The sequence below is a fragment of the Bacillus sp. T17B1 genome (assembly GCF_026796395.1).
GTDB lineage: Bacteria > Bacillota > Bacilli > Bacillales > Bacillaceae > Bacillus > Bacillus spizizenii_A.
The window spans coordinates 1-25,781 of the sequence record NZ_JALAYA010000043.1 but is presented as its reverse complement, the minus strand read 5'-3'; the positions used below and the strand labels follow the sequence as shown (position 1 = coordinate 25,781).

At 44.0% G+C, this 25,781-nt stretch carries 19 protein-coding genes, 5 tRNA genes and 3 pseudogenes; 13 read left to right on the top strand and 14 right to left on the bottom strand.

What is annotated here, in order from left to right; all coding sequences use genetic code 11:
• Nucleotides 1-546: 546 nt before the first annotated feature.
• The 11 genes from glmS to MOF34_RS17600 form a co-directional block, all read right to left on the bottom strand.
• On the bottom strand, nucleotides 547-2,349 hold the full coding sequence (gene glmS, locus MOF34_RS17650; RefSeq protein WP_268401140.1) for a glutamine--fructose-6-phosphate transaminase (isomerizing): 1,803 nt from the start codon (nucleotides 2,347-2,349) through the stop codon (nucleotides 547-549).
• Between the two features lie 431 nt (nucleotides 2,350-2,780).
• Nucleotides 2,781-4,127 (bottom strand): phosphoglucosamine mutase, encoded by a 1,347-nt coding sequence (gene glmM / locus MOF34_RS17645; RefSeq protein WP_268401139.1) that lies wholly within the window; start codon nucleotides 4,125-4,127, stop codon nucleotides 2,781-2,783.
• Nucleotides 4,128-4,145: 18 nt separating this feature from the next.
• The gene (gene cdaR / locus MOF34_RS17640; protein WP_268401138.1) at nucleotides 4,146-5,600 is read right to left on the bottom strand and encodes a CdaA regulatory protein CdaR; all 1,455 of its coding nucleotides are present in this window, start codon (nucleotides 5,598-5,600) and stop codon (nucleotides 4,146-4,148) included.
• Entirely contained in the window at nucleotides 5,593-6,414 is an 822-nt protein-coding gene (cdaA, locus tag MOF34_RS17635) for a diadenylate cyclase CdaA (protein ID WP_019713153.1), read from the bottom strand. The genes cdaR and cdaA overlap by 8 nt, the downstream gene beginning before the upstream one ends.
• 167 nt (nucleotides 6,415-6,581) lie before the next feature.
• Complete coding sequence (rsiW, locus tag MOF34_RS17630) at nucleotides 6,582-7,208, bottom strand: anti-sigma-W factor RsiW (protein ID WP_003223647.1); 627 nt, start codon at nucleotides 7,206-7,208, stop codon at nucleotides 6,582-6,584.
• A gap of 13 nt (nucleotides 7,209-7,221) precedes the next feature.
• Entirely contained in the window at nucleotides 7,222-7,785 is a 564-nt protein-coding gene (sigW, locus tag MOF34_RS17625; protein WP_019713152.1) for an RNA polymerase sigma factor SigW, read from the bottom strand.
• A 227-nt stretch (nucleotides 7,786-8,012) separates the two neighbouring features.
• Nucleotides 8,013-8,084, bottom strand: a tRNA-Gln gene (locus MOF34_RS17620).
• Between the two features lie 4 nt (nucleotides 8,085-8,088).
• Nucleotides 8,089-8,173: transfer RNA gene (locus MOF34_RS17615), tRNA-Tyr, on the bottom strand.
• A 20-nt stretch (nucleotides 8,174-8,193) separates the two neighbouring features.
• Nucleotides 8,194-8,266: transfer RNA gene (locus MOF34_RS17610), tRNA-Thr, on the bottom strand.
• 4 nt (nucleotides 8,267-8,270) lie between these two features.
• A tRNA-Val gene (locus MOF34_RS17605) sits at nucleotides 8,271-8,346 on the bottom strand.
• Between the two features lie 3 nt (nucleotides 8,347-8,349).
• Nucleotides 8,350-8,424 (bottom strand) — tRNA-Glu (locus MOF34_RS17600).
• Between the two features lie 180 nt (nucleotides 8,425-8,604).
• Between MOF34_RS17600 and MOF34_RS17595 the strand changes: the two are divergent.
• The 13 genes and pseudogenes from MOF34_RS17595 to MOF34_RS21075 form a co-directional block, all read left to right on the top strand.
• Nucleotides 8,605-9,061: pseudogene (locus tag MOF34_RS17595) on the top strand (DUF523 domain-containing protein).
• Nucleotides 9,062-9,073: 12 nt separating this feature from the next.
• Entirely contained in the window at nucleotides 9,074-9,556 is a 483-nt protein-coding gene (locus MOF34_RS17590; protein ID WP_268401137.1) for a GNAT family N-acetyltransferase, read from the top strand.
• A 109-nt stretch (nucleotides 9,557-9,665) separates the two neighbouring features.
• Nucleotides 9,666-10,583, top strand: a complete 918-nt coding sequence (gene murQ / locus MOF34_RS17585) for an N-acetylmuramic acid 6-phosphate etherase (protein WP_268401136.1) — start codon at nucleotides 9,666-9,668, stop codon at nucleotides 10,581-10,583.
• 13 nt (nucleotides 10,584-10,596) lie between these two features.
• Nucleotides 10,597-11,448, top strand: a complete 852-nt coding sequence (locus MOF34_RS17580; protein WP_019713148.1) for a MurR/RpiR family transcriptional regulator — start codon at nucleotides 10,597-10,599, stop codon at nucleotides 11,446-11,448.
• A gap of 25 nt (nucleotides 11,449-11,473) precedes the next feature.
• Entirely contained in the window at nucleotides 11,474-12,841 is a 1,368-nt protein-coding gene (locus MOF34_RS17575; protein WP_268401135.1) for a PTS transporter subunit EIIC, read from the top strand.
• A gap of 55 nt (nucleotides 12,842-12,896) precedes the next feature.
• A complete protein-coding gene (gene pbp4b / locus MOF34_RS17570; RefSeq protein WP_268401134.1) occupies nucleotides 12,897-14,219 on the top strand; it encodes a penicillin binding protein PBP4B in 1,323 nt (440 codons plus the stop codon).
• Nucleotides 14,220-14,246: 27 nt separating this feature from the next.
• Nucleotides 14,247-16,175 carry a glycoside hydrolase family 3 protein gene (locus MOF34_RS17565; RefSeq protein WP_268401133.1) on the top strand — a complete coding sequence of 643 codons (1,929 nt, stop codon included), beginning with the start codon at nucleotides 14,247-14,249 and terminating at the stop codon, nucleotides 16,173-16,175.
• Nucleotides 16,176-16,188: 13 nt separating this feature from the next.
• Nucleotides 16,189-17,433 carry an exo-beta-N-acetylmuramidase NamZ domain-containing protein gene (locus MOF34_RS17560; protein ID WP_019713144.1) on the top strand — a complete coding sequence of 415 codons (1,245 nt, stop codon included), beginning with the start codon at nucleotides 16,189-16,191 and terminating at the stop codon, nucleotides 17,431-17,433.
• A 189-nt stretch (nucleotides 17,434-17,622) separates the two neighbouring features.
• Nucleotides 17,623-19,212 (top strand): AraC family transcriptional regulator, encoded by a 1,590-nt coding sequence (locus MOF34_RS17555; RefSeq protein ID WP_268401132.1) that lies wholly within the window; start codon nucleotides 17,623-17,625, stop codon nucleotides 19,210-19,212.
• Between the two features lie 90 nt (nucleotides 19,213-19,302).
• Nucleotides 19,303-20,256 carry an iron ABC transporter substrate-binding protein FeuA gene (gene feuA, locus MOF34_RS17550; protein ID WP_268401131.1) on the top strand — a complete coding sequence of 318 codons (954 nt, stop codon included), beginning with the start codon at nucleotides 19,303-19,305 and terminating at the stop codon, nucleotides 20,254-20,256.
• Nucleotides 20,257-20,274: 18 nt separating this feature from the next.
• The gene (locus MOF34_RS17545; protein ID WP_019713140.1) at nucleotides 20,275-21,279 is read left to right on the top strand and encodes a FecCD family ABC transporter permease; all 1,005 of its coding nucleotides are present in this window, start codon (nucleotides 20,275-20,277) and stop codon (nucleotides 21,277-21,279) included.
• Nucleotides 21,272-22,270 (top strand): iron ABC transporter permease FeuC, encoded by a 999-nt coding sequence (feuC, locus tag MOF34_RS17540; RefSeq protein WP_268401130.1) that lies wholly within the window; start codon nucleotides 21,272-21,274, stop codon nucleotides 22,268-22,270. The genes MOF34_RS17545 and feuC overlap by 8 nt, the downstream gene beginning before the upstream one ends.
• Nucleotides 22,267-22,461: pseudogene (locus tag MOF34_RS21075) on the top strand (alpha/beta hydrolase); the annotation flags it as partial. The gene feuC and the pseudogene MOF34_RS21075, both read left to right, overlap by 4 nt.
• A gap of 71 nt (nucleotides 22,462-22,532) precedes the next feature.
• Here the strand turns inward: MOF34_RS21075 and MOF34_RS17530 are convergent.
• The 3 genes and pseudogenes from MOF34_RS17530 to MOF34_RS21070 form a co-directional block, all read right to left on the bottom strand.
• On the bottom strand, nucleotides 22,533-23,453 hold the full coding sequence (locus MOF34_RS17530) for a bile acid:sodium symporter family protein (protein ID WP_080010221.1): 921 nt from the start codon (nucleotides 23,451-23,453) through the stop codon (nucleotides 22,533-22,535).
• Nucleotides 23,454-23,599: 146 nt separating this feature from the next.
• Nucleotides 23,600-25,036, bottom strand: a complete 1,437-nt coding sequence (locus tag MOF34_RS17525) for a SulP family inorganic anion transporter (RefSeq protein WP_268401129.1) — start codon at nucleotides 25,034-25,036, stop codon at nucleotides 23,600-23,602.
• Nucleotides 25,037-25,211: 175 nt separating this feature from the next.
• A pseudogene (locus MOF34_RS21070) lies at nucleotides 25,212-25,705 on the bottom strand (hypothetical protein); the annotation flags it as partial.
• Nucleotides 25,706-25,781 lie beyond the last annotated feature (76 nt).

Below are 25,781 nucleotides of genomic sequence, written 5' to 3'. Positions count from 1 at the left end.
TAACGCATCTAGCCTTCCATTACTATTTGTTGTTTTTGTTTATATAATTCATCCTTTAGAGTATGTTCTAGAGTTTCTCCTGTATTCGTATAATAAAAAAATAGCAAGGGTATTTGCTTCCTAGCATAACGAGGCTGCCATTTATCTTGTTCTCCTTATAAAGCGTATATCATTTGCACTTTTGTTGTTTGTATCTTACTCAATCTGGAAGATAGCGATCTTGATGACTATATGTAGACTCCAACAGAGTTCAGCGAAGAGGAATGCCAATGAATCCATTTACGGTACATTCATAGCTTCTTCGTTTTCCGTATCGTTATAAAACTCTCTACCAAAGAATCATCTTTTTAGCATGAGAAAAGGAGCTAACAACAGCAGGGCATCTTCTATATCTATTCAAGCACCATCATAGTATCAGCAGGAAGAATTCTTTTAGCATACGGAGATGTAAGTAATAGCTACCATTTGAGTAAAAGTAAGCTTGCTCAAATAATTCACTCTAACAAAAAACCCCTTTGGCTAATATCCAAAGGGGTTAAACATTCATTACTCCACAGTAACACTCTTCGCAAGGTTACGCGGTTTATCAACATCACAGCCGCGATGCAGTGCAGCATAGTAAGCGATCAGCTGCAATGGAACAACAGATACCAACGGAGCAAGCGCTGGGTTTACTTCCGGTAGTACGAATCTGTCATCCGCATCGTCTAGGCCTTTCAGTGAAATGATGCATGTATTGGCTCCGCGAGCGGCAACTTCTTTGACATTTCCGCGGATGCTTAGGTTTACGTGCTCTTGTGTTGCCAGTGCAAATACTGGTGTACCTTGTTCGATCAAGGCAATCGTGCCGTGCTTCAGTTCTCCGCCGGCAAAGCCTTCTGCCTGAATGTAAGAAATCTCTTTCAGCTTCAGTGCGCCTTCGACACATACAAAGTAGTCAAGGCCGCGCCCAATGAAGAAAGCGTTTCTGGATACAGTCAGGTATTCACGGGCGATCATTTCCAGTTCGTCTTTCTGGTCGCAAAGAGCTTCCATTGCGTTAGCTGCGATACCGAGTTCTTTGACAAGGTCAAATCCAATATCGATGCCGTTTTTATCAGCTGCTACAGATGCAAGAATAGCAAGAACAGCGATTTGTGCCGTGTATGCTTTCGTTGAAGCAACAGCAATTTCAGGGCCCGCATGAAGCAGCAATGTATAGTCAGCTTCACGAGAAAGCGTTGAGCCCGGTACGTTTGTGATTGTCAGCGCTTTGTGTCCAAGCGCTTTGACTTGAACAAGAACGGCACGGCTGTCTGCTGTTTCTCCGCTTTGTGATAGGAAAATAAAGAGCGGTTTCTTAGACAGAAGCGGCATGTTGTAAGAGAATTCACTCGCTACATGCACTTCAACCGGCACGTTTGCCCACATTTCAATATATTGTTTACCGACAAGCCCTGCATGGTAGCTTGTTCCGCAGCCAATGATATAGATGCGGTCCGCTTCCGCTACAGCGGCAGCGATATCACCAGCCACAGACAGTTTGCCGTTTTCATCTTGATACGTTTGGATGATTTTGCGCATGACAACAGGCTGCTCATCCGTTTCTTTCAACATGTAGTGAGGGTACGTACCTTTTTCGATATCGCTGGCATCCAGCTCAGCAATATAAGAAGCACGTGAAATCACGTCACCATCAAGGTTTTTGATGACAACTTGATCATCAGTGACGATGACCATTTCTTTATCCATCAGCTCTACGTATTCATTGGTTACTTGAAGCATTGCCATCGCATCAGATGCTACGACATTGAATGTATCTCCAAGACCGACTAATAGAGGGCTTTTGTTTTTCGCTACAAAAATCGTTTCTCTGTTTTCGTTGTCGAATAGAGCAATTGCATAAGAGCCTTTTAACAGTGTAAGTGTTTTGCGGAACGCTTCTTCTGTATCAAGACCTCTGTTGACAAATTGCTCAATTACTTGAACAACTACCTCTGTATCGGTATCACTTTTGAGCTCTACACCTTGTAAATACTCTTGTTTCAGCTGAACATAGTTCTCGATCACGCCGTTATGAACAAGTGTAAAGCGGCCCAGTGCGCTTTGATGCGGGTGAGCGTTCAGATAGCTTGGTTCGCCGTGTGTTGCCCAGCGAGTATGGCCAATTCCAGCTTTCGCTTCTATATTGGCATCCACAACTTCACGAAGATCCGCAATGCGTCCTTTTTCTTTGAACACATGGATTCCCTGTTCGTTGGCAACAGCGATACCAGCAGAATCATATCCGCGGTACTCAAGCTTTTCTAACCCTTTCAATAAAATTTCCTTCGCATCAAGCTGACCGATATAACCTACGATTCCACACATATTTTTCTTCCTCCTAAGATTGTAAAAGGAGACGAAGAAAGTCAAATTTCAAGGGGACTTTCAATCGTCCCCTCCTACATGTTTTTGGAAGATCATGTGATTTCTCTTTGTTCAAGGAGTTACCCCCCTGGTTTGAAGAAATCCTTACGGCTGTGATCTGCATATCAGCCGGGAGGCATCCGCCGAAAATTCGATAACCTCCATCCTCGTCAACTAAGCCTTTTTTCGGGCGCTTAGTTCGGGCGCTATAATTATAGGTGAAATAATAATCCCGTCTTCTTTCCTGTAGAGAAAATAAGAACAAGACAAGCTTGATTTTACAGCATGTGGCATAAAACGGTCAATTGTTTTTTAAACAACTTTGCCGTATGTCTCACAATTATCATATGTAAAACTCGCTTGTCTTGTTCACTCTCTGATAATAGACTTCGTTACTCTAATCCCATTTCTGACCGGACGACTTCAACAATGCGATTGACATACTCATCGCATAGCTCCTTCGTCTTCGCTTCAGCCATAACACGGACTAGCGGTTCAGTACCTGAAGGACGGACCAAAATCCGGCCGTCGCCGTTCATTTCTTTTTCAATTTCAGAAATAACAGCTTTTACTTTTTCGTTTTCTTCGACTTTATATTTATCAGTGACTCTCACATTGACTAACAGCTGCGGGAACTTCTGCATTTCAGCAGCAAGCTCTGACAACGGCTTTCCTGTCGCTTTCAATGTATTCATCAGCATAATAGCAGACAATAATCCGTCCCCTGTCGTGTTGTAATCAAGGAAAATAAGATGTCCTGACTGCTCACCGCCGACATTATAGCCATCTTTCTTCATCGCTTCTACTACGTAACGGTCACCGACAGCTGTCTGCACGCTTTTGATGCCTTCTTTTTCGAGCGCCTTATAGAAGCCGAGGTTGCTCATTACAGTCGAAACCACTGTATCATCCTTTAAACGGCCTTCTAACTTTAGGTGTTTTGAGCATATGTACATGATTTGGTCGCCGTCAACGATATTTCCTTTTTCATCGACAGCAATCAGGCGGTCGCCGTCACCGTCAAACGCAAGGCCGAGATCGGCGTTTTTCTCTTTGACAAACGCGCTGAGCGCTTCCGGATGAGTTGATCCGACGCCGTCATTAATGTTTAATCCATTCGGGGAAGTCCCCATTGTTGAAACATCTGCATCTAAATCAGCAAACAGGTGTGTCGCCAAGGACGATGTAGCACCATGTGCGCAGTCCAGTGCCACATGAATGCCTGTGAAATCTTCATCAGCAGTCTGTTTTAAGAATTGTAGATATTTTTGTCCACCTTCAAAATAGTCGTTTACAAGCCCGAGATCGGCACCGACCGGCCTTGGCAGCTTATCCTCCGGTTCGTCCATCAGGCGCTCAATTTCAGCCTCCTGTTCGTCAGATAGCTTAAATCCGTCTCCCCCGAAAAACTTAATGCCGTTATCCTGCACTGGGTTGTGAGAAGCAGAAATCATGACGCCTGCCTCTGCATCCATCGCTTTTGTTAAATAAGATACACCAGGTGTAGAAATGACACCCAGACGCATGACTTCTGCGCCAATGGATAAAAGTCCGGCGACAAGGGCTCCCTCCAGCATATGACCGGAGATGCGTGTATCGCGGCCTATCAGCACTTTCGGACGTTGTTTGTCTTTTGTCAGCACATATCCGCCGAAACGTCCGACTTTGAAGGCCAGCTCAGGTGTAAGCTCACTATTGGCGACACCTCTTACACCGTCTGTTCCAAAATACTTGCCCATTTTATAATCGCTCCTTTTTTATTCCGATGAGGATTTTGAAGCCGCATTGGATTTGTCCTCATCCTGATCTTGGTTTTGATCTTTATTTTCGTCTTGTTTTTGATCATTGCTGTTTTTATCAGTGTTCGTTGTATCTTCTTTCTGGCTGTTCTTTTGATCATTCGTTTGCTTATCTGTGTCATCCTGGTTTCCTGATGTATTGCTGCTGTTGCCATTAGTTGATATATTGCTTTTTTTTGATGACAGCTTGATTTTGGCGTTTTTCTGCCCCAAGGACCAGGTTACATTCTGAGGCCCGTTTACTTCAAGCTTCACGCTATGCTCCCCGTCATCTAAATCTGAAACATTGACATACAATTCAATATCTGATTTCTTCAGTTTTTTTATATTGGCGGGAGAGCCTTTAGCCGTCACGTCTATCGCTTGCGATTCAGGATCTAGAAACTCAATATTTTGCGAGCTGCTCAGCCCTACAGTCTTAATAGAGACATTCTCAAACTTCTGATCCGCTTCACTATCTACTTCTATATGCAAAGTCACCTTTGACGGCGAGATTTTTTTGACACCGTCAGGAAGCGGAATATCTGCCTCGATATCGGAATCCTTGTTAATCTTGCTTAAATCTAAGCTGACGCCGTCAATAAATTCAAGAGAATCCAACACATCCTGTGAGCCGTAAACCGTTATCTCACTGGGACTGGATTCGATTTTCGCTATGCTGACACCGTCAGGGAGGCTTCCTGTCCGTTCAATTTTAAAGGGCACTTTTTTACTCGGGCTTGTTACCGGAACGGTAATCTTGATGACCGAGGGCTCTACGTCGACAGGAAGCGCGTTTCCGTCTTTATCATAGACAGTCACTTTCGCTTCCTTTTCAATCGTTTCATCTGCATTTTCCAAATTCACTGAAGCTTTTACAAGAGAAATATTATCAATCACATTTTTAGATCCGGTAATCTGCACATTTTTCGGACTGACAATCGGTTGCTCTGGAGAATAACCTTTTTTCATTTTGCTTTTATTGTAGTACTCCACTTCTACGGGAAAGCTTTTGACCGTCCGTTCTTGAATGGTAACTGTCGTAACAGACGGATTGATTGAGATTGTCAGCCCATCCGACACGTTTTTGGCCTTTAGCTCAACCTTATGTGTGCCGGTTTTTAAATTTTCCATGTCGGCATATATTTCAAAATTTTTGGTCTGCCTAGCCTTTTTCACAGCGCTTGTCGAGCCTTTTATCGTGACATTCACCGTTTGCGGAACACCTGTCACGACGTAATTTTCATCATCATAATACGCTTTGACCGGGATATCGGTCAGTGTTGCTTCATCAGTTGTTGATGTTGGAAAGAAAGATTCACCCGGTTTTTTCGGAGTCGGTGCTTGATTGCTGTTAACCGCCACATAAAGCAAGAGCGCGAAAAGCAGAGCAACCATTTTCACAGCCCAGCGGTTGTTTAAGAATTTATCCATTTTTCTTGCCCCTCCAATACCAGCGGTTAGAAGAAGTGTCTCTGGTGTTTTTCTTAAACTCGGCTTCAAGCATTTCTTTCAGTGCTTCTTCCGTCAGCTCTCTGTGAAGGTCTCCGTTCTTCGCCACACTGACGCTGCCGGTCTCTTCAGACACGATAATCGTCAAACTGTCTGTTACTTCACTGATGCCGACAGCCGCCCTATGCCGCGTACCCAGTTCTTTTGAAATAAACGGGCTTTCTGAAAGCGGCAGATAACAGGCGGCAGCGGCAATTTCATTATTCTTCATAATTACTGCACCATCATGAAGCGGAGTGTTTGGAATAAAGATATTGATCAGCAGCTCAGAGCTGACTTTGGCATTCAAAGGTATGCCGGTCTCGATATAATCTCCCATTCCGGTATCCCGCTCAATGGTCAGCAGGGCGCCTATACGGCGTTTCGCCATATAATTGATTGCTTTTGTAATAGCTTCAATTGTTTTCTGCTGCGCTTCCTCCACAGGCGTGCCGCTCCTTGAAAAAAAGCGGCCGCGGCCAAGCTGTTCAAGCGCTCTTCTCAGCTCAGGCTGAAAAATAATAATAATTGCTAAAAATCCCCATGTTATCGCTTGGTCCATCAGCCATTGAAGCGTGCTGAGGCCCAAATATTGGCTGGCCATACGGACAAGCACGATCACGACAATTCCTTTTAACAGCTGAACCGCTTTCGTGCCGCGTATCACCATAATCAATTTATATATCACATACCAAACAAGGAGAATATCAACGGCATTGCCGAGGTACTGCAAAAAAGGGATATCCTCAAAAGCCATTTCCTCGTCCTCCAAGATTTCAGTCATTTCGTATTTCGCATTTTGTGTTTTACGTGTTACGCATATGTACTTTACATAGCGAGCCCATTATACCACATATCGATTTAGCAAGTGAAATGTGCCTGCTCTATCAGCCCGTAAAAAAAGAGCAAAGCGACTGACGCGCTTTACTCTTTTCCTTTTGGATTTAAAGCATTGACTACACTTTTCCCCGCAGACTTCATCTTGTACCATGTCCAATCGAATAATTGATTGATTTCTTCAATCTGACCGGTGACTTGTCCAGCAGAGGCCATATATTTTTCGCCGTTTACGACAGTTACATCCCCGTCTATTTTTCCTTTAATAATCAGCTTGCCGTTTTTGACAGTAACATCACCTTTGACAGTCTCACCTTCTGGCACGGTCACAGTGTGGTTATGGACCACAAGATTGGGCTGCTTGGACACGCTGAAATTTTGGTCATTATGCCAGCTGTTAAAAAAACCTCCGCCCATCAAAATGATGAATACCGCAGCAGCTGCGATAACAGGATGGGTTCTGAACCACCTTTTCACAGAAGCTCTTTTCTTCTCCTTAGGCAATTTTGCCATGACATTAGCGGTAAAATCCGCGGGGGCTTCGACATGCGATGTGCTCCGGACGAGCGCTATAGATTTTTCCATCTCATAAAAATGCTTTCTGCATTTCTCGCATGTCTCCAGATGTTCATTTAATACGTGTTCATCTTTTGGAAGGATATCTCCATCAAGATGCATATGCATAAGCTGCACAATTTGTTCAGGACAGCTCATTTCATCACCCCACTTAAAGATCCCTTAATTGTTTTCTGAGAGCCTCTCTGCCTCTGTGAATCCGCGTTTTCACAGTCCCCACAGGAATGTTGAGAATCTCGCCGATTTCAATTAATGAGAGTTCGTCAATATACTTTAATACGATCACTGTTCTGTATTTGTCAGGAAGCTTTAAAATTTTCTGCTGAATCGTGTTTGAGAGTTCCAGCGACACAACTGCATCTTCAGGCAAAACTCCATCTGCGGCGATTTGTGAATACATGGTCAAGCCTTCCGTACCAGCCACCTCTGCATCAAGGTAATAATCCGGCTTCTTTTTGCGAATGCGGTCAATCGTCAAATTGGTCGCGATTCGATAAAGCCATGTTGAAAATTTCCGGTTAATATCAAAACTGTCGATATTAACGTACGCTCTGATGAAAGCCTCCTGTGCAATATCCTCTGCCTCATGCACATTACCAAGCATACGGTAGCAAAGCTGATAAATTTTATCCTTGTAAATATCTACGATGTCCGCAAATGCATCTTGGTCGCCTTTTTTGACTTGTTTAATTCTCTTTTTAATCATTATTTCCATATTAATTAACCTCTGCCTTCACCGGTCTGTATGTATACGAGCTTCGTTTCAAAAGGTTTCAAGTTTTTTATAAAATAAGTTTATCAAATTTTTGGCAGGGTGTAGATGGTAATTCGTGAATAAACTACCTTAACATATTTTTAAAATTATTATACAGACTGAACAGTTAGAAGTTGGAATGATTTTAAAAAGAAAAAAAGACACCTTTTGATCAAAGGTGTCTGTGACTGGGCTAGCTGGATTCGAACCAACGCATGACGGAGTCAAAGTCCGTTGCCTTACCGCTTGGCTATAGCCCAATAATGGTGGAGGGGGGCAGATTCGAACTGCCGAACCCTGAGGGAGCGGATTTACAGTCCGCCGCGTTTAGCCACTTCGCTACCCCTCCATATTAATGTTAGAAAAGAGTGCCGGCAAGAGGACTTGAACCCCCAACCTACTGATTACAAGTCAGTTGCTCTACCAATTGAGCTACACCGGCAAAATGGTGGAGGATGACGGGCTCGAACCGCCGACCCTCTGCTTGTAAGGCAGATGCTCTCCCAGCTGAGCTAATCCTCCAAATGGTGACCCGTACGGGATTCGAACCCGTGTTACCGCCGTGAAAGGGCGGTGTCTTAACCGCTTGACCAACGGGCCGTTTGTGTTCTCGTCGAGCTGACAAAAGTTATTATATACAGGTTACACCCCCTTTGTAAAGAGAAAAATTAAATTTTTTATTTTCAAACTTTTTAACTCCTTTTTTAACTGAAAAAGCCTCCCAACATTTATCATTTCTTTTATGATAGAGACAAGCGAATTAAGAGAGGAGAAACCAATATGATACTTGTCAGCTCTTGCCTTGGCGGCATTGAATGCAGATATAACGGCTCTCATGCCGCATCGGAGAAAATCAGAAAACTCATCAATGAAAATGAAGCAGTTGTGGCTTGTCCTGAGCTTCTCGGCGGCTTCTCAACTCCCCGAGAACCTGCAGAAATCATCGGAGGCACCGGCGAGGATGTTCTTAATGGAACCGCTAAAGTCGTGACAGCTTCAGGAGAAGATGTCACAGAATTATATATAGAAGGCGCCGCTAACACATTAGCTTACGCAAAAGAAGTCAATGCCTCTACCATCATATTAAAAGAAAAACAGTCCGTCGTGCGGAAGCGGTTTTATCTATAACGGTACATTCTCCAGCCAAAAAATTGCCGGCAGCGGAGTGACCGCCGCACTGTTAAAACAAGCGGGCTACCATGTCATTTCGGAAAACCAGCTAGACAACATATTGTAAGGAGGGCATCACATGACTCAAGACATTTCTTTATCCTTCTATAAGCCTGAACATTTGCCGGAGCTCCAATCATTTACGCTAAAAAACGATGACAAACGCTTTACCTCACTCCCGAAAGAGGTGCTGACTCAGGCCCTGAGCATACGGGACCGGTATCCAGTAGTCATTTTAAAAGACGATTTGCCAGTCGGTTTTTTCATTTTACATACATCAAAAGAAACGCTTGCTCCATATTCTAACAATCCATTTGCTTTACTGCTCAGCTCTCTGTCTATACACGCAGTGCATCAGGGAAAAGGTTATGCAAAAAAAGCAATGTTTCAGCTTCCCTCTTTTGTGAGCAGTTATTTCCCATGGTGCGATGAAATTATTTTAGCCGTTAATCAACTGAACACACGTGCAAAGCACCTTTATATGAAAAGCGGGTTTCTTGATAAAGGACGGCGAAGAATCGGACCGATTGGAGAGCAGCTGCTCCTTCATTACTTCTTATAGTCTAGGATGAAATAGAATTTTAAAGATTTTAAAACATAGTTGAAATGTCATAACAGGAACGAATATACTGAATATTGAGATATATTATTTTTAAACAGGGGGCCTCCTCATGTCAAAACCATTAAACCTTCACCGCCTTACAACGGAATCACGCAATAGCCAAACAGCTGAAATCCACAAAGCAGACACACTCGGCATCCTCAAAATGATCAACAACGAAGATTTGAAAGTCGCAGCCGCCGTTCAGCAGGTTCTCCCCGATATCAAAACAGCTGTAGACTGCGCCTATGACTCGTTTCAAAATGGTGGCCGGCTTATATACACAGGCGCCGGCACAAGCGGCAGAATCGGTGTCATGGATGCTGTTGAATGTTTTCCCACCTACAGCGTCAACCCAGATCAGGTCATCGGAATCATGGCTGGCGGACCTAAAGCATTTTTGCAGGCAGCAGAGGGAATTGAAGACAGTGAAAAAGCTGGAGCCGAAGATTTAAAAAACATACAGCTCACTTCAAACGACACCGTCATTGCCATCGCAGCAAGCGGCCGCACACCTTATGCCGCAGGCGCCCTAACATACGCCCGTAAAGTCGGAGCACACACCATCGCGCTTACCTGTAATGAAAATTCCGTCATCAGCAAGGAGGCGGATCACAGCATTGAGGTTGTCGTCGGACCTGAGGCCATTACAGGATCAACACGTATGAAAGCCGCAACTGCTCATAAAATGATTCTAAACATGATATCCACTGCTGTAATGGTCAAAATCGGCAAGGTTTATGAAAACTTGATGGTGGACGTCAATGTCAGCAACAAAAAACTAAAAGAACGCGCCATCAGTATCATCCAAAGCCTCACAAACGCTTCATACGACACAGCCAGACACACTCTGGAAAAAGCCAATCATCACGTCAAAACAGCAATCGTTATGCTCAAAACAAACACAGATCAGGAACAAGCTAAAGAATTGATTGACGAAACAAACGGTTTTATAGACAAAGCAATTGAACATTACCATTCAAGATAAGGAGAGACCAAGAATGGCAACAGGCGGTCTAGCGATTATCGAATCAATGAAGCACAAGCTCCCTCCATCCGAGCGTAAACTTGCAGATTACATCCTAGCTCAACCCCACAAAGCTATAGAAAGCACTGTCAGCGAAATCAGTGCCTTAGCCAATTCAAGTGACGCTGCCGTCATCAGGCTCTGCAAATCACTCGGGCTAAAGGGATTTCAAGATTTAAAAATGAGAGTGGCAGGCGATCTGGCAAAACCTGCTGTACAAGGCTATCGGGACATTGCGCCTCGCGAACCTCTTTCCTCTATTTCTGAAAAAGCGGCCGGCAACGCCATTCAAGCCATTCAGGATACTTCAGACCTGATGGACTACAAAGAGCTTGAACGAGCGGTTTCTCTGCTTCTCAAAGCACATACCGTGCATTTTATCGGCGTCGGGGCTTCCAGCATTGTCGCCAAGGACGCCCAGCAAAAGTGGCTTCGCATTCATAAACAAGCAACAGCGTTCACAGACACTCATCTTGTGGCATCATTAATCGCAAATGCAGATAAGGATGACATTGTATTCGCGATTTCATTTTCGGGAGAGACGCAGGAAATCATTGAACTGCTCACAATGGCTAAGGAAAAAGGCATTACAACGATCAGTCTTACACAATTCAGCCAAACATCCGTCTCCGTGCTGTCTGATGTCCCATTGTACACAACGCACTCCAACGAAGCCCTGATTCGAAGTGCAGCCACTTCCTCCCGCCTCGCCCAGCTTTTTATGATTGATGTTTTGTTTTTAGGCATGGCGGCTGAGCAGTATGAAGAAACAACAGGCTATATTGATAAAACGAAAGCAGCCATACAATCTATGAGAAAAAAATAAGGCATCTGGAAGAGGAGGGGTTTTGATGAGCAATGAAAATAACTACAATCATCTTGCAAAGAAAATCCTTGAGCTATGCGGAGGAAAATCCAATATTTCCTCGTATACGCATTGTATAACACGCCTGCGTATCACGCCTTATGATGAAAACAAAGCAGATGCTCAAGCTTTAAGAGAGCTTGACGGCGTATTGGGGGTCGTCGAAGCTGAAACCATACAAATCATCCTCGGCACAGGAGTCGTCAACCATGTCACAGCCGCTTTCTCAAAACTCGTGTCAGCAGAAGAAGGTGTTGACGTCAAAGAAACTGCGGCCAAAAAGAAAGCTGACATAAACCGAAAAAACGCCACTCCTTTTAAACTTTTCTTACGTAAAATTGCCAGCATTTTCATCCCTCTTATTCCCGCACTTGTCGCTTCCGGTTTAATCATTGGGATTACCAAAGCAATTATTCAAGCCGGCTGGCTCTCTGCAGAATCACAAATTGCTGTTATCCTGACAGTCATCGGATCAGGATTGTTCACTTATCTCGGCATTCTCGTCGGCATTAACGCTTCGAAAGAATTTGGCGGGACACCCGCTCTTGGAGCTCTGGCGGGGATCTTGATTATAAATCCGGAAATCGCAAAGATCAGTTTATTCGGAGAACAGCTTCTTCCGGGCAGGGGGGGTTTGATTGGAGTTCTTTTCGCAGCCATATTCATTGCTTACACCGAACAATTTATCCGCCGTTTTATTCCTCAATCACTCGATATCATTGTCACCCCAACCGTTTCACTGTTAATCACCGGAATCGTAACGTATGTCGTATTTATGCCTTTAGGAGGCTTCATTTCTGATGCTATTACATCCGGCCTTCTTTCCATCTTGGACATCGGCGGCATCGCTGCAGGCTTTATTCTGGGAGCTGCCTTCCTACCTCTCGTCGTGACCGGACTGCATCAAGGCTTGACGCCTGTGCACATGGAACTGATCAATTCAATCGGCAATGATCCTCTGCTTCCTATTTTGGCTATGGGAGGTGCAGGACAGGTAGGCGCCGCCTTTGCCATCTTTGTGAAAACGAAAAAATCAACATTGAGAAAAGCAATCGCCGGCGGGCTTCCGTCGGGGCTGCTCGGTATTGGTGAACCGCTTATTTTCGGAGTCACGCTGCCACTTGGCCGTCCGTTTTTAACAGCGTGCTTAGGAGCTGGAATTGGCGGCGCCTTTCAAGCTTATTTTCAGGTAGCCACCATTGCGATTGGTGTCTCCGGGCTGCCGCTTTCCTTTCTCGTCCTATCTTCGCAAATCATTCTGTATATCATCGGACTCTTTATTTCCTACGCGGCCGGCTTTTTATTAACCTATGCATTCGGATATAAAGAAGAAATGGCTTCTCAGTTCGATTAAATGGTTTCTGTTTCAGGGATAGTAAACGGATAGAAGCACGGAAAGGAGCAAGCCAGTGAAAACAAAATTTCTGTTCTTATTCAGTGCCATTCTCACTCTATCTATATTGCCAACCGGAACCTCCGCACAAACAGCAGACTACCAAGTGGGGGCCAAAACCATAAATGCAGAGACTGCACAATTCTCGCCGAAGAAACTAAGGAAGGTTGATCAGATGATAGAACGGGATATTGCAGCAGGATTTCCAGGCGCCGTTCTCGTCGTCGTGAAGGATGGCCGCATCATAAAAAAAGAAGCATACGGCTACAGTAAAAAGTACGAAGGATCGGCAGTCCTGCGCCGCCCGGCCAAAATGAAAACCCGCACGATGTTTGACTTAGCCTCAAATACAAAAATGTATGCAACGAATTTTGCATTGCAGCGCTTAGTCACCCAAGGAAAACTCGATGTACATGAAAAGGTTTCTGCATATTTGCCTGATTTCAAGGATCAGCCGGGAGACCTGATTAAAGGAAAAGACAAGATTCGTGTCATTGATGTCCTCCAGCACCAATCAGGACTCCCCTCAAGCTTTTACTTTTATACGCCGGAAAAAGCCGGCATGTATTATTCTCAGGAGCGAGACAAAACGATTGAGTATTTGTCGAAAATTCCGCTCGATTATGAAACGGGGACAAAACACGTATACAGTGACATCGGCTATATGCTCCTCGGCTGTATTGTCGAAAAACTCACCGGCAAACCGCTTGATGTCTACGCAGAGGAAGAGCTTTACAAGCCGCTGAAGCTGAAGCATACTTTGTACAATCCGCTGCTAAAAGGCTTTAAACCAAAACAGTTCGCAGCTACTGAGCGTATGGGTAATACACGGGACGGCGTTATTCATTTCCCTAACATCCGTACACACACGCTGCAAGGAGAAGTTCATGACGAAAAAGCATTTTACTCAATGGATGGTGTGTCTGGCCATGCCGGATTGTTCTCAAATGCAGATGATATGGCCATTTTGCTGCAGGTCATGTTAAACAAAGGATCATATCGAAACGTTTCTTTATTTGATCAGAAAACAGCAGAACTATTTACAGCATCTTCAGCAACAGACCCGACATTCGCTCTTGGCTGGCGTCGAAACGGAAGTAAAAGCATGGAATGGATGTTTGGCCCTCATGCCAGTGAAAATGCTTACGGACACACCGGCTGGACAGGGACAGTTACAATCATTGATCCAACATTCAATTTAGGCATTGCTTTATTAACAAACAAAAAGCATTCATCAGTTGCTGATCCAGTGGAAAATCCAAATGTGTTTGAGGGTGATCAATTCCCAACAGGCAGTTACGGGAGCGTCATCACCGCGATCTATGAAGCGATGGAATGAATGATTCGACGATAGGAGGAAGTTGATATGAAACCTGTATTTCCGCTTATCCTTTCAGCCGTTCTCTTTTTTTCATGTTTTCTCGGCGGCAGCCAAGCTAAAGCTGCTTCATCCAGCAGCTCAGCCGATGCCAAGCAGATTGTCAATCGCATGACATTAGATGAAAAACTCGGCCAGATGCTGATGCCTGATTTCAGAAATTGGCAAAAGGAGGGCGAGTCTTCTCCACAAGCCTTCACAGAAATGAATGAGGAAATCGCCGGCCTTATCAATAAATATCAATTCGGCGGCGTCATTCTTTTTGCAGAAAATGTAAAAACAACACAACAAACTGTACAGCTGACTCACGCTTACCAAAAGGCGAGCCCCAAAATTCCGCTTATGCTGGGCATTGATCAGGAAGGCGGCATCGTAACGAGATTAGGGGAGGGTACTAATTTCCCAGGGAATATGGCGCTAGGCGCAGCCAGAAGCAGAATCAACGCCTATCAGACCGGCACCATTATTGGAAAGGAGCTCTCTGCCTTAGGCATTAACACCGATTTCAGCCCTGTCGTAGACATTAATAATAATCCTCATAATCCGGTAATCGGCGTACGGTCATTCAGCTCTAATCGAGAACTGACAGCACGACTCGGTTTATATACGATGAAAGGTTTGCAGCGGCAAGATATCGCCTCTGCCCTCAAACATTTCCCGGGACATGGAGACACCGACGTTGACAGCCATTACGGACTGCCGCTCGTTTCTCATAGCCAAGAACGGCTTCGTGAGGTCGAGCTCTATCCTTTTCAAAGAGCAATTGATGCTGGTGCTGATATGGTGATGACAGCTCACGTTCAATTTCCTGCCTTTGACGACACCACATACAAAAGTAAACTCGATGGATCGGACATTTTGGTTCCTGCTACACTCTCGAAAAACGTGATGACAGGTCTTCTTCGGCAGGAAATGGGCTTTGATGGCGTCATCGTTACCGATGCTCTCAATATGAAAGCAATCGCAGATCATTTCGGCCAGGAAGAGGCGGTGGTCATGGCTATAAAAGCCGGTGTCGTTATTGCACTAATGCCAGCCTCGGTCACTTCACTGAAAGAAGAACAGAAATTCGCACGTGTTATTCAAGCTTTAAAAGAAGCCGTAAAAAACGGAGACATTCCTGAGCATCAAATCAACAAATCGGTTGAACGAATCATTTCTCTGAAAATAAAACGTGGTATATATCCAGCTCGAAACGACGACAGCATAAAAGAAAAAATAGACAAAGCCCAGAAAATTGTAGGAAGCAAGCGTCACCTGAAAGTGGAGAAACAAATAGCTGAAAAAGCAGTGACCGTATTAAAAAATGAACAGCATACCTTGCCGTTCAAGCCTAAAAAAGACAGCCGAATCTTAATTGTCGCGCCTTACGAAGAACAAACTGCTTCGATTGAACAAACCATTCGCGATCTCGTCAAGCGAAAGAAAATCAAACCCGTGTCTCTCATCAAAATGAATTTTGCCAACCAAGTATTTAATGCCGAGCATGAAAGACAAGTAAAAGAGGCTGACCATATCATTACCGGCTCCTACGTCGTGAGAAACGATCCTGTCGTCAACGACGGTGTCATTGACGACACCATATCAGATACAAGCAAATGGGCGACCGTATTTCCGAGAGCTGTGATGAAAGCAGCACTGCAGCACAACAAACCATTTGTCTTAATGAGCCTGCGCAACCCATATGATGCCGCTAATTTTGAAGAAGCTAAGGCACTCATTGCTGTCTACGGCTTCAAAGGCTACGCGAATGGCCGTTATCTTCAACCCAATATTCCCGCTGGAGTTATGGCGATATTCGGCCAGGCAAAACCTAAAGGCACACTTCCAGTTGACATTCCGTCAGTCACGAAACCGGAAGACACCCTTTATCCATATGGCTATGGATTAAATATCAAAACGGGAAAACCGCTCTAATAAGGAGGGACACATGAGAAAAACCATATTCACTTTTCTCACAGTACTCATGATGATTGGAACGATAACAGCGGCCTCAGCATCACCCAATTCTAAGAATCAAACGGCTAAAAAACCTAAAGTACAGACCGGCATAGACATGCTTTTCCCGGATTATAAAAAACAGCTCAAGGGAAAACGAATCGGATTAATTACCAATCCAACCGGCGTAAACGCATCTCTGAAAAGCAGTGTCGATATTCTTTACGAGAATCCAGATATTAAGCTGACAGCTTTATTTGGCCCTGAGCACGGCGTTCGCGGCGATGCTCAGGCGGGAGACGAAGTCGGCTCTTACATTGATGAAAAAACCGGAATTCCCGTATATAGCCTATACGGAAAAACGAAGAAACCGACTCCAGAGATGCTGAAAAATGTAGATATTCTTATCTTTGACATTCAGGATGTCGGGACCCGTTACTACACGTACATTTATACAATGGCATACGCAATGGAAGCTGCTAAAGAAAACGGCATTCCTTTTATGGTGCTGGACCGCCCGAATCCCCAAGGGGGAAGTCATATTGAAGGACCCGTCTTAGAACCTGAATACGCCTCATTTGTCGGACTGTACCCCATTCCGTTAAAGCATGGAATGACCATAGGCGAATTGGCTTTACTGTTCAACAAGGAATTTGACATCGATGCCGATCTGACAGTGGTGAAAATGAAACATTGGAAACGAAAAATGGATTTTAACGATACCCGACTGCCTTTCGTTCTCCCTTCACCTAACATGCCGACGGTGGAGAGCACATTTGTTTATCCGGCAACCGGGCTGATTGAAGGAACAAATCTATCCGAAGGGCGAGGTACAACAAAGCCATTCGAATTCATTGGAGCTCCCTTTATCAAAAGCACAGAGCTTGAAGAAACATTAAACAGCCTCAATCTGCCGGGCGTGACATTCAGGGCAGCCTCCTTTACGCCGACGTTTTCTAAACATCAAGGAACGCTTTGCCACGGTGTGCAGCTCTATGTGACAGACAGAGAAAAGTTTGAAGCAGTTAAAACAGGTCTGTCACTCATTAAAACAATACATGACCTCTATCCTGAACATTTTGAGTTTCTATCAACAGGTTCATTTGATAAACTGGCAGGCAACGGCTGGATCAGGACAAAAATTCAAAGCGGTGCATCTATTGAAGACATCATAAATAGCTATGAAAAACCACTCCAACAATTCAGCAAAACAAGAAAAAAATATCTTATCTATTAAGACGTAAGCATCGTATGTTACACGTGTAACATTATCTTACCGAACAAAAGACCCTTACTTTTATATCTAAGTAAGGGCTTTTTTTATGACAAAAACCCGTCCGCTTTATATAGGAAAACTTTCATTTATTTGGTACAATCTTATTGAAAATGATTATCAATTGAATGTTTCTGAAAAGGTGGTCTACTCTTGCAAAATACAGTGATTTATCATCCCATACAAATTGAATATCTAAAAAAAACAAGTGATCTCTTCTCAGAACAGCAATTAGCCGATTCATCCGTGCTAATCTTTCATTTAAAAGGAAACGGCCATATTTCAATCGGAACAAACATCAGTCCTTTGCAAAAAAAGACACTTTATGTTTGTCCGCCTAACGAGACCTTTGGCTTTACGCCCGCAGCCCAAGGGCATATAGATGCCTATCTAATCAGGCTCCAAAGTTATGTCAAGGAAACCGGGCAAGATATCTTAACACCCTGCACAGAAACCGAACTATCCAACCTGAAGCTTGTGAATGTTTCACATATCGAAAACCTTGCAGTCCGGCTTCAAGAGCTTATAGCGCTATGGAATGAATCATCTCAGCTTTCTCAGCTAAAATGTGTGATTGAAGTTCAAAGCCTGATTTATGACCTCTTTACTGCCAATTTATCTAACCAGACGGATACACATTCAGCAATCGAAAAAACAAAACAGTACATCGAAACCCACGCCGATACAAAAATGACACTTGCCCAGCTGTCGCAAATGGCAGGAATCAGTGCCAAACACTACAGCGATAGTTTTAAAAAATGGACAGGTCAGAGCGTAACAGAGTTCATCACAAAAACGCGAATCACCCGAGCAAAACAGCTCATGGCAAGGTCAAACTGCAAATTGAAGGAAATAGCCCACCAAACCGGCTATCAAGATGAATTTTATTTCAGCAGAATCTTTAAAAAGCATACAGGCTGTTCACCTACAAGCTATATGAAAAAACGCCGAAAAAAAATTGCCGCATACGGAAGGGGCACAATGGGCCATCTCATCCCCCTGAATCACATACCGTTTGCGGCCGCGCTGCATCCGAAATGGACATCTTACTACTATCAGCATTATTCGGCAGATATACCCGTCCAGCTCAGCGCATACCGGTTTAATGAAAGGTGGGAAGAAAACCTGAACACGTTATCTCAGGCTGAACCAGATGTGATTTTCAGCATGGATTCTATTTCTCCAGCAGAAAAAAATTGCCTGAATCGCATCGCAGAAGTCATTTACCTTCCTTCAGAAGAAAGCTGGAGAACTCACTTTCTGCAAACTGCCTCATTCTTAAAGGAAGAGTCAGAAGCAGAAAAATGGCTCGCAGCTTATGACCAGCAGGCAGCGGCCGGCAAAAAAACACTTCAGCACGCCCAAAAGCTGCGTTTTCTCTTTCTGAGGCTGCATAAGCAAAACTTCTATCTGGCACATAATCGAAGCGTCCGCGAAGTCTTCTTCGGAGATTTAGGATTTCATTCGGCAAAAACGGAAGAAACATCTTCAGATCAAGCTATTTCGTTAGAAAATATCGCAAATGACCAAGCTGACTGCATCATGCTTTTTCTATTTAAAGAGCCAGAAACCCTTGCTTATTACCAGCAATTGCAACAGACAGAGGCGTGGCAAAACCTAAGTGCGGTACGAAATAACCGTGTTTATCTTCTATCCTTTGATCCTTGGAATGAATACTCAGCTTGCGGGCACAAACGGATTGTCCAGCAAACCATTTCTTTACTTTCCGGTGATAGTCCATGATAAATATGGAATTTGTCCATGGTGTTATACCTGTTCATTCTCTATAATTCCAATTGATAATAGTTATCAATTGAACAGGAGGCTCTATAGATGAAAAAGTTATCTCTTACCTTATTAATCTTGCTTCTCGCGCTGACGGCGGCAGCTTGCGGCAGCAAAAATGAATCGACTTCCAGCAAGGCAAGCGGCACAGCGTCTGAGAAGAAGAACATTGAATACCTGGATAAAACATATGAAGTAACTGTACCGACAGACAAAATTGCCATTACGGGAAGCGTAGAATCGATGGAAGACGCGAAACTGCTTGACGTTCATCCGCAAGGCGCGATTTCATTCTCCGGCAAATTCCCTGATATGTTCAAAGACATCACTGATAAAGCCGAAGCAACCGGAGAAAAAATGGAGCCAAACATTGAAAAGATTCTTGAAATGAAGCCAGATGTCATCCTTGCTTCAACAAAGTTCCCGGAAAAAACGCTGCAAAAAATCAGCACAGCCGGCACAACGATCCCAGTTTCTCATATCTCTTCAAACTGGAAGGAAAACATGATGCTGCTTGCCCAGCTGACTGGAAAAGAGAAAAAAGCGAAAAAAATCATTGCAGACTATGAACAGGATTTAAAAGAAACGAAAACAAAAATTAACGAAAAAGCAAAAGATTCAAAAGCTCTGGTCATCAGAATCAGACAAGGCAACATTTACATTTACCCTGAACAGGTATACTTCAACTCCACACTTTATGGTGATTTAGGCCTTAAAGCGCCGGACGAAGTAAAAGCTGCAAAAGCACAAGAACTGATTTCATTAGAAAAATTAAGTGAAATGAATCCGGACCATATCTTCGTCCAATTTTCTGATGATGAAAATGCAGATAAACCTGATGCCTTAAAAGACTTAGAGAAGAATCCAATCTGGAAAAGCCTGAAAGCAGTCAAAGAAGATCATGTGTACGTCAACTCGGTAAATCCTCTTGCACAAGGCGGCACAGCTTGGAGCAAAGTCCGCTTCCTGAAAGCGGCTGCTGAAAAATTGACACAAAACTAATTCAGAGTAGGTTTTTGTATGTATTCAAAACAGTGGACACGTATCATATTGATTACTTCTCCATTTGCTATTGCACTGTCACTGCTGCTTTCGATCCTATATGGCGCAAAGCATCTAAGCACAGATATCGTTTTTACATCTCTTATTCATTTCGATCCGGGAAACACAGACCATCAAATTATATGGCATTCCCGGATTCCAAGGGCTGCCGGCGCTCTGCTCATAGGGGCAGCTCTTGCTGTTTCTGGAGCGCTTATGCAAGGCATTACGCGCAATTATTTAGCTTCGCCCTCCATTATGGGCGTTTCAGATGGTTCCGCGTTTATCATCACGCTTTGTATGGTTCTGCTTCCGCAGTCGTCTTCGTTTGAGATGATCATTTACTCTTTTATCGGCTCAGCACTAGGAGCTGTGTTGGTATTCAGCCTTGCCGCCATGATGCCTAACGGGTTTTCCCCCGTACAGCTTGCCATCATCGGCACAGTCACAAGCATGCTGCTCAGCAGTTTATCAGCGGCCATGTCGATATATTTTCAAATTTCACAGGATCTCAGTTTCTGGTACAGTGCCAGACTTCACCAAATGAGTCCAGATTTTCTGAAACTAGCCGCTCCGTTTTTCTTAATTGGCATTGTAATGGCCATTTCTCTCAGCAAAAAGGTGACCGCCGTATCATTAGGGGACGACATTTCTAAAAGTCTGGGGCAAAAGAAAAAGACCGTTAAAATCATGGCAATGCTTTCAGTCATCATTTTAACCGGCAGTGCAGTAGCGCTGGCCGGAAAAATCGCGTTTGTCGGATTGGTTGTTCCTCATATCACACGATTTCTCGTCGGCTCTGATTACAGCAGGCTGATTCCGTGTTCCTGCATCTTGGGGGGTATCTTTTTAACCTTGTGTGATCTCGCAAGCAGATTTATCAATTATCCGTTCGAAACACCGATTGAAGTCGTGACATCCATTATCGGCGTCCCTTTCTTCCTTTATTTGATTAAACGAAAAGGAGGGGAGCAAAATGGCTAAAAAATATGCCGTGTTCATCACTTTGATTCTCATTGTCAGCTATTTCAGCTTAACAAGCGGATCATTTTCTGTTCGTCCTGCTGAACTGCTCTCCACTCTTTTTCAGATTGATCCAAATCCACAGTATGAAATTTTGCTGTTCGATTTAAGACTGCCGCGGGTTGTCATGGCAGCTATTATCGGACTCGGTCTTGGCATTGCAGGCGCAGTCATCCAAGCCATCACACGTAACGGACTTGCAGACCCGGGAATTCTCGGAATCAACGCGGGGGCGGGAGCCGGAATTGTGGCTTTTATGCTCTTGTTCCAGGGCCAGAAGGAAGTGACATCCATAACTGCGGCGATGGGAATGCCTTTCTTCGGATTGATAGGAGGACTGATCGCGGCGATCCTGATTTACATATTTGCATGGCACAGAGGCAATTTAGATTCAGGAAGAATTATTCTGGTAGGGATCGCAATTAATTCAGGATTCAGCGCCCTGTCGTTGTTTTTATCATTAAAAATGGATCCGCAAGACTATCAAATGGCCATGGTGTGGAAAAACGGAAGCATCTGGTCTGCCAACTGGACGTATATCACAGCCGTTCTCCCATGGATGCTAGTGTTTATACCTATCCTTATCGCCAAGTCCCGCTTGCTCGACACTATTCGTTTTGATGAAGACACAGTCAGAAGCCTGGGTATTTCATCAAATAAAGAAAAAACGATCCTGCTCGTCGCTTGTGTAGCAATCATCAGCGCCTGTGTCTCCGTAGCGGGCAGCATGGCGTTTGTCGGCTTAATCGCTCCCCATATTTCACGGAGACTGGCTGGTGTCGAACACCGCGACATCCTGCCACTGAGCGGTTTAATCGGCATGCTGCTAGTGATAAGCGCAGACTTTGCCGGAAAACTGTTTTTCCAGCCCGCGGAAGTGCCTGCAGGCATCATATTGGCGATCCTCGGTGTACCTTATTTTTTATATTTGCTTTTTCAGCAAAAAAATTGAACAGAACTCTTTCAGGGCATAACGCCGGCACCTCCCCCTTCCTACAGCCAGCCTGCAGCAAGAGATACCCTGCTGATTACGTGCAAGATATCAGTTCTTTGTTTCAAGACCATAGGCTGCCTGAACTCGCGCTGATCGGTATTGAACCCGAAAACCTGCTAGATGAGTATCAGTGCACCGCCGCAAGTTCTTCTGCAAACAGTTCATCATCGTGATTGGCTATACAGAGAAAAAAACCGCTCATAAATTTGAACGGTTTTTTTCATGCTTTCTGTAATACAGGTTTTAATTCAAAACGATTCAGCATATAGCCAAACAAAGCAGCCAGTATCTGCTGAAACAGCATGCCGATCACCACCGGAACGGCAACCTGAGACGGAAAGAACGTCACGGCAAGAACTGCGCCGGCACTGATATTTCTCATACCTCCCGTGAAAATAAGAGATACAATTTCCTCCTGGCGTCTTTTCATCAATTTACCGATCAGCCAAGCAGCTGCATAGCCTGTTAACGCGATAAAGAATACCGTCGCCGCTATACCTACGAATCTCAAATCAACGGCTTTGAAATAAGGGGCAATCGCAGAACTGTTAATCGCAATCACAGCCATCAGGCAAAGCTTTGAAAAAGGCGACAGCGCACTGCTTACAGATGCGGTTCTTTCTGGAGATGAGATCTGATTAAACAGCATACCCAGAAAAGAAGGTATCACAACCATCACAATCAGCCCTTTCATCATCCCCCACACATCCATATGAACCTGAGCGCCGGCTAGCAATGAAAGGCTCAGCGGAACGATCAACGGCGACAGCACCGTATCAACTAGAATAATTGAAAGTGTCAAACCGACATTCCCTTTGTACATCGCTGCCCAAATCAAGCTTGTAATCCCCGTAGGAATCACAACAGCCAATGTTAAGCCGGTGATCGTCAAAGGATCGCCTTTAAAGATAAGATGGCCGCTGCCCCAAGCAAAAAGCGGCATAAAAATATGAAGAACAAATAATGCAAGAATCATAGGAAGAGGATGAGACAATGCATGCCTCAAAGATTGAAAATTAGCGCTCAAACTGCCAGCAAACGTAATAAAAGCAAATATCCAAGGCACAGCGCTTTCATATCCATTTAAAAACTGAGACAGCAGCACGCCCAGCACAACACTAGTAGGCGTTAAAAGCGGCATGACTTTCCCCAATACACGGTTCAGCTTCTGAAGCGTCATATACAAGTCTCCTATTAAATATTTCTATCTCACTCTATTATATCAATGCTGTTCAGTCATATGTTATATAAAAAAGCCCAGATCTCATCAATCTGGGCTTTCACACTTTATGTCATTTGCTTCATAAGAGCTTTACTAGCTTTGTTCAAACCCTTTACTTCAGCTTCAATTCCTTGCTCTTTAAACTTCGCTACAATCTTATCAAGCGCCGCAGCTCCTGAATCATCCCATACGTGGGCCTCAGTTAAATCAATCACGACTCGCTCAATATCCTCTTGATAAATAAACGCATTCGTAAGTTCAGTCACTGACGCAAAAAAGATTTGCCCCTTCACTTGGTACGTTCTCAGTTTTTGATCCTCTGCATGAGAAACAATTTTCAGCTTCGAGATTTTTGCCACAAAGAACACGGCACTTAAGAGAACGCCGACGAATACGCCTTTAGATAAGTCGTCCGTCACAACAACCGTAATCACAGTCACAACCATGACAATTGAGTCTGTGAGCGGTGCTTTTTTGAGGCCTTTTAAAGATGACCAATCAAATGTGCCAACAGATACCATAACCATAACAGCCACCAACGCAGCCATCGGAATTTTCACGACGACAGTACTTAAGACGGCAATTAAAAACATCAGAAAAGCACCGGCAACAAACGCTGACAAGCGCCCGCGTCCGCCTGCTTTTGTATTAATGACAGATTGTCCGATCATAGCGCAGCCAGCCATGCCGCCAAAGAACCCAGTTACGATATTTGCAATTCCTTGTCCACGGCTCTCTTTATTTTTGTCACTGTCTGTATCCGTCATTTCATCAATAATCTGTGCTGTCAGCAAAGATTCCAGCAATCCAACAAACGCTAAAGCAATTGAATATGGAAAAATGATTTGCAGCGTCTCAAAGGTAAACGGAACATCAGGAATTAAGAAATGAGGCAATGAGCTAGAAATATTGCCCATATCCCCTACCGTCCGCACATCCACATGGAAAGTGACCGCAATAATCGTCATTACAATAATCGCTACAAGCGGAGACGGAACCGCAGTCGTAAACCTCGGCAGTACATAAATAATAACCAACGACCCGGCAAGCATCGCATACATGCTCCAAGAAGCACCTTCAAACTGAGGAAGCTGCGCAGAGAAGATAAGGATCGCCAGCGCATTCACAAACCCGATCATCACAGAACGCGGGATGAATTTCATTAATCTCGCAATTTTACTGATACCTAAAATCACCTGAATAATTCCTGTCAAAATCGTAGCCGCAAATAAATATTGAAGCCCATGATCAGCAACCAGAGACACCATAACGACTGCCATTGAGCCAGTTGCCGCTGAAATCATGCCTGGTCTGCCGCCAAAAATAGAAATAATAATGGCTATACAAAATGACGCATAAAGACCGACCATCGGATCAACACCAGCTATAATAGAAAAGCCAATTGCTTCAGGTATTAATGCTAACGCAACTAAAATGCCAGCAAGAATGTCTTTTCGGATATTTCCAAACCATTGCTGCTTTAATGTAAAACTATTATTCAAATATAACGACTCCTTTTTTTTAAAAATAAATCCGCACCGTATTTGTTGTATTGGGAGCTTTCTTTATTTTACGGGAGAAAATGAAAGGAAAATGACCGGAGAAAAAGAGGACACGTTGAGTATTTTGTATTGAGGCAAGGAGTTATTATACAAAGAGTATCATATTAAATTTTGATCAAATACGCAAGATGCATGCTAAAGAAAATAATGGCTCAAACTTAGTTTGAGCTATTTCGCTGCGATGAGAAATAAGATTCGTTTTAACTGCTGTAATATCTTTTCTCGCCCGTAATTGGTTTAGAAAGCTGAGGCATGTCCTCCATAATTTGCGAGCCTCTACGGTTCCAACAATCGTCACTACCATGAGAAGCCAGCTGGAAAGGCCTAATTTTCATCTGATACATATCATCAAATCCATGGGCACATGCCTTCCGCCCTTGTCTATTAACGGATACGTCCAATCAACCTCAGTCTAACGGTCAGCCTTAATAGTTATTTCATCATCATTTGAACAAGCAATCTGATGTCTGATCGGCCCCGACCCTAACACCAATCCAGAATCGGCAGGTTTTTATTGCTGCCCGCTCTGTCCATTTAACACACAGGAATGCGGCTCAATTAAAGTGGCTCGTTCCATTCCATACCGTCCGGTAAACCCGAATACAAAAAGAGCAGCTCATATGAGCTGCCCTTTTTTCAAATTGCTTGGCGGCGTCCTACTCTCACAGGGGGAAACCCCCGACTA

Bases quoted from the DNA above. Each gene is read 5' to 3' on its own strand.
- glmM (WP_268401139.1), bottom strand. From the start codon at position 4,127: ATGGGCAAGTATTTTGGAACAGACGGTGTAAGAGGTGTCGCCAATAGT.
- MOF34_RS17590 (WP_268401137.1), top strand. From the start codon at position 9,074: ATGACTCAAGACATTTCTTTATCCTTCTATAAGCCTGAACATTTGCCG.
- feuA (WP_268401131.1), top strand. From the start codon at position 19,303: ATGAAAAAGTTATCTCTTACCTTATTAATCTTGCTTCTCGCGCTGACG.
- murQ (WP_268401136.1), top strand. From the start codon at position 9,666: ATGTCAAAACCATTAAACCTTCACCGCCTTACAACGGAATCACGCAAT.
- MOF34_RS17575 (WP_268401135.1), top strand. From the start codon at position 11,474: ATGAGCAATGAAAATAACTACAATCATCTTGCAAAGAAAATCCTTGAG.
- MOF34_RS17545 (WP_019713140.1), top strand. From the start codon at position 20,275: ATGTATTCAAAACAGTGGACACGTATCATATTGATTACTTCTCCATTT.
- MOF34_RS17530 (WP_080010221.1), bottom strand. From the start codon at position 23,453: ATGCCGCTTTTAACGCCTACTAGTGTTGTGCTGGGCGTGCTGCTGTCT.
- cdaA (WP_019713153.1), bottom strand. From the start codon at position 6,414: ATGGCTTTTGAGGATATCCCTTTTTTGCAGTACCTCGGCAATGCCGTT.
- sigW (WP_019713152.1), bottom strand. From the start codon at position 7,785: ATGGAAATAATGATTAAAAAGAGAATTAAACAAGTCAAAAAAGGCGAC.
- feuC (WP_268401130.1), top strand. From the start codon at position 21,272: ATGGCTAAAAAATATGCCGTGTTCATCACTTTGATTCTCATTGTCAGC.
- glmS (WP_268401140.1), bottom strand. From the start codon at position 2,349: ATGTGTGGAATCGTAGGTTATATCGGTCAGCTTGATGCGAAGGAAATT.
- MOF34_RS17565 (WP_268401133.1), top strand. From the start codon at position 14,247: ATGAAACCTGTATTTCCGCTTATCCTTTCAGCCGTTCTCTTTTTTTCA.
- rsiW (WP_003223647.1), bottom strand. From the start codon at position 7,208: ATGAGCTGTCCTGAACAAATTGTGCAGCTTATGCATATGCATCTTGAT.
- MOF34_RS17560 (WP_019713144.1), top strand. From the start codon at position 16,189: ATGAGAAAAACCATATTCACTTTTCTCACAGTACTCATGATGATTGGA.
- cdaR (WP_268401138.1), bottom strand. From the start codon at position 5,600: ATGGATAAATTCTTAAACAACCGCTGGGCTGTGAAAATGGTTGCTCTG.
- MOF34_RS17580 (WP_019713148.1), top strand. From the start codon at position 10,597: ATGGCAACAGGCGGTCTAGCGATTATCGAATCAATGAAGCACAAGCTC.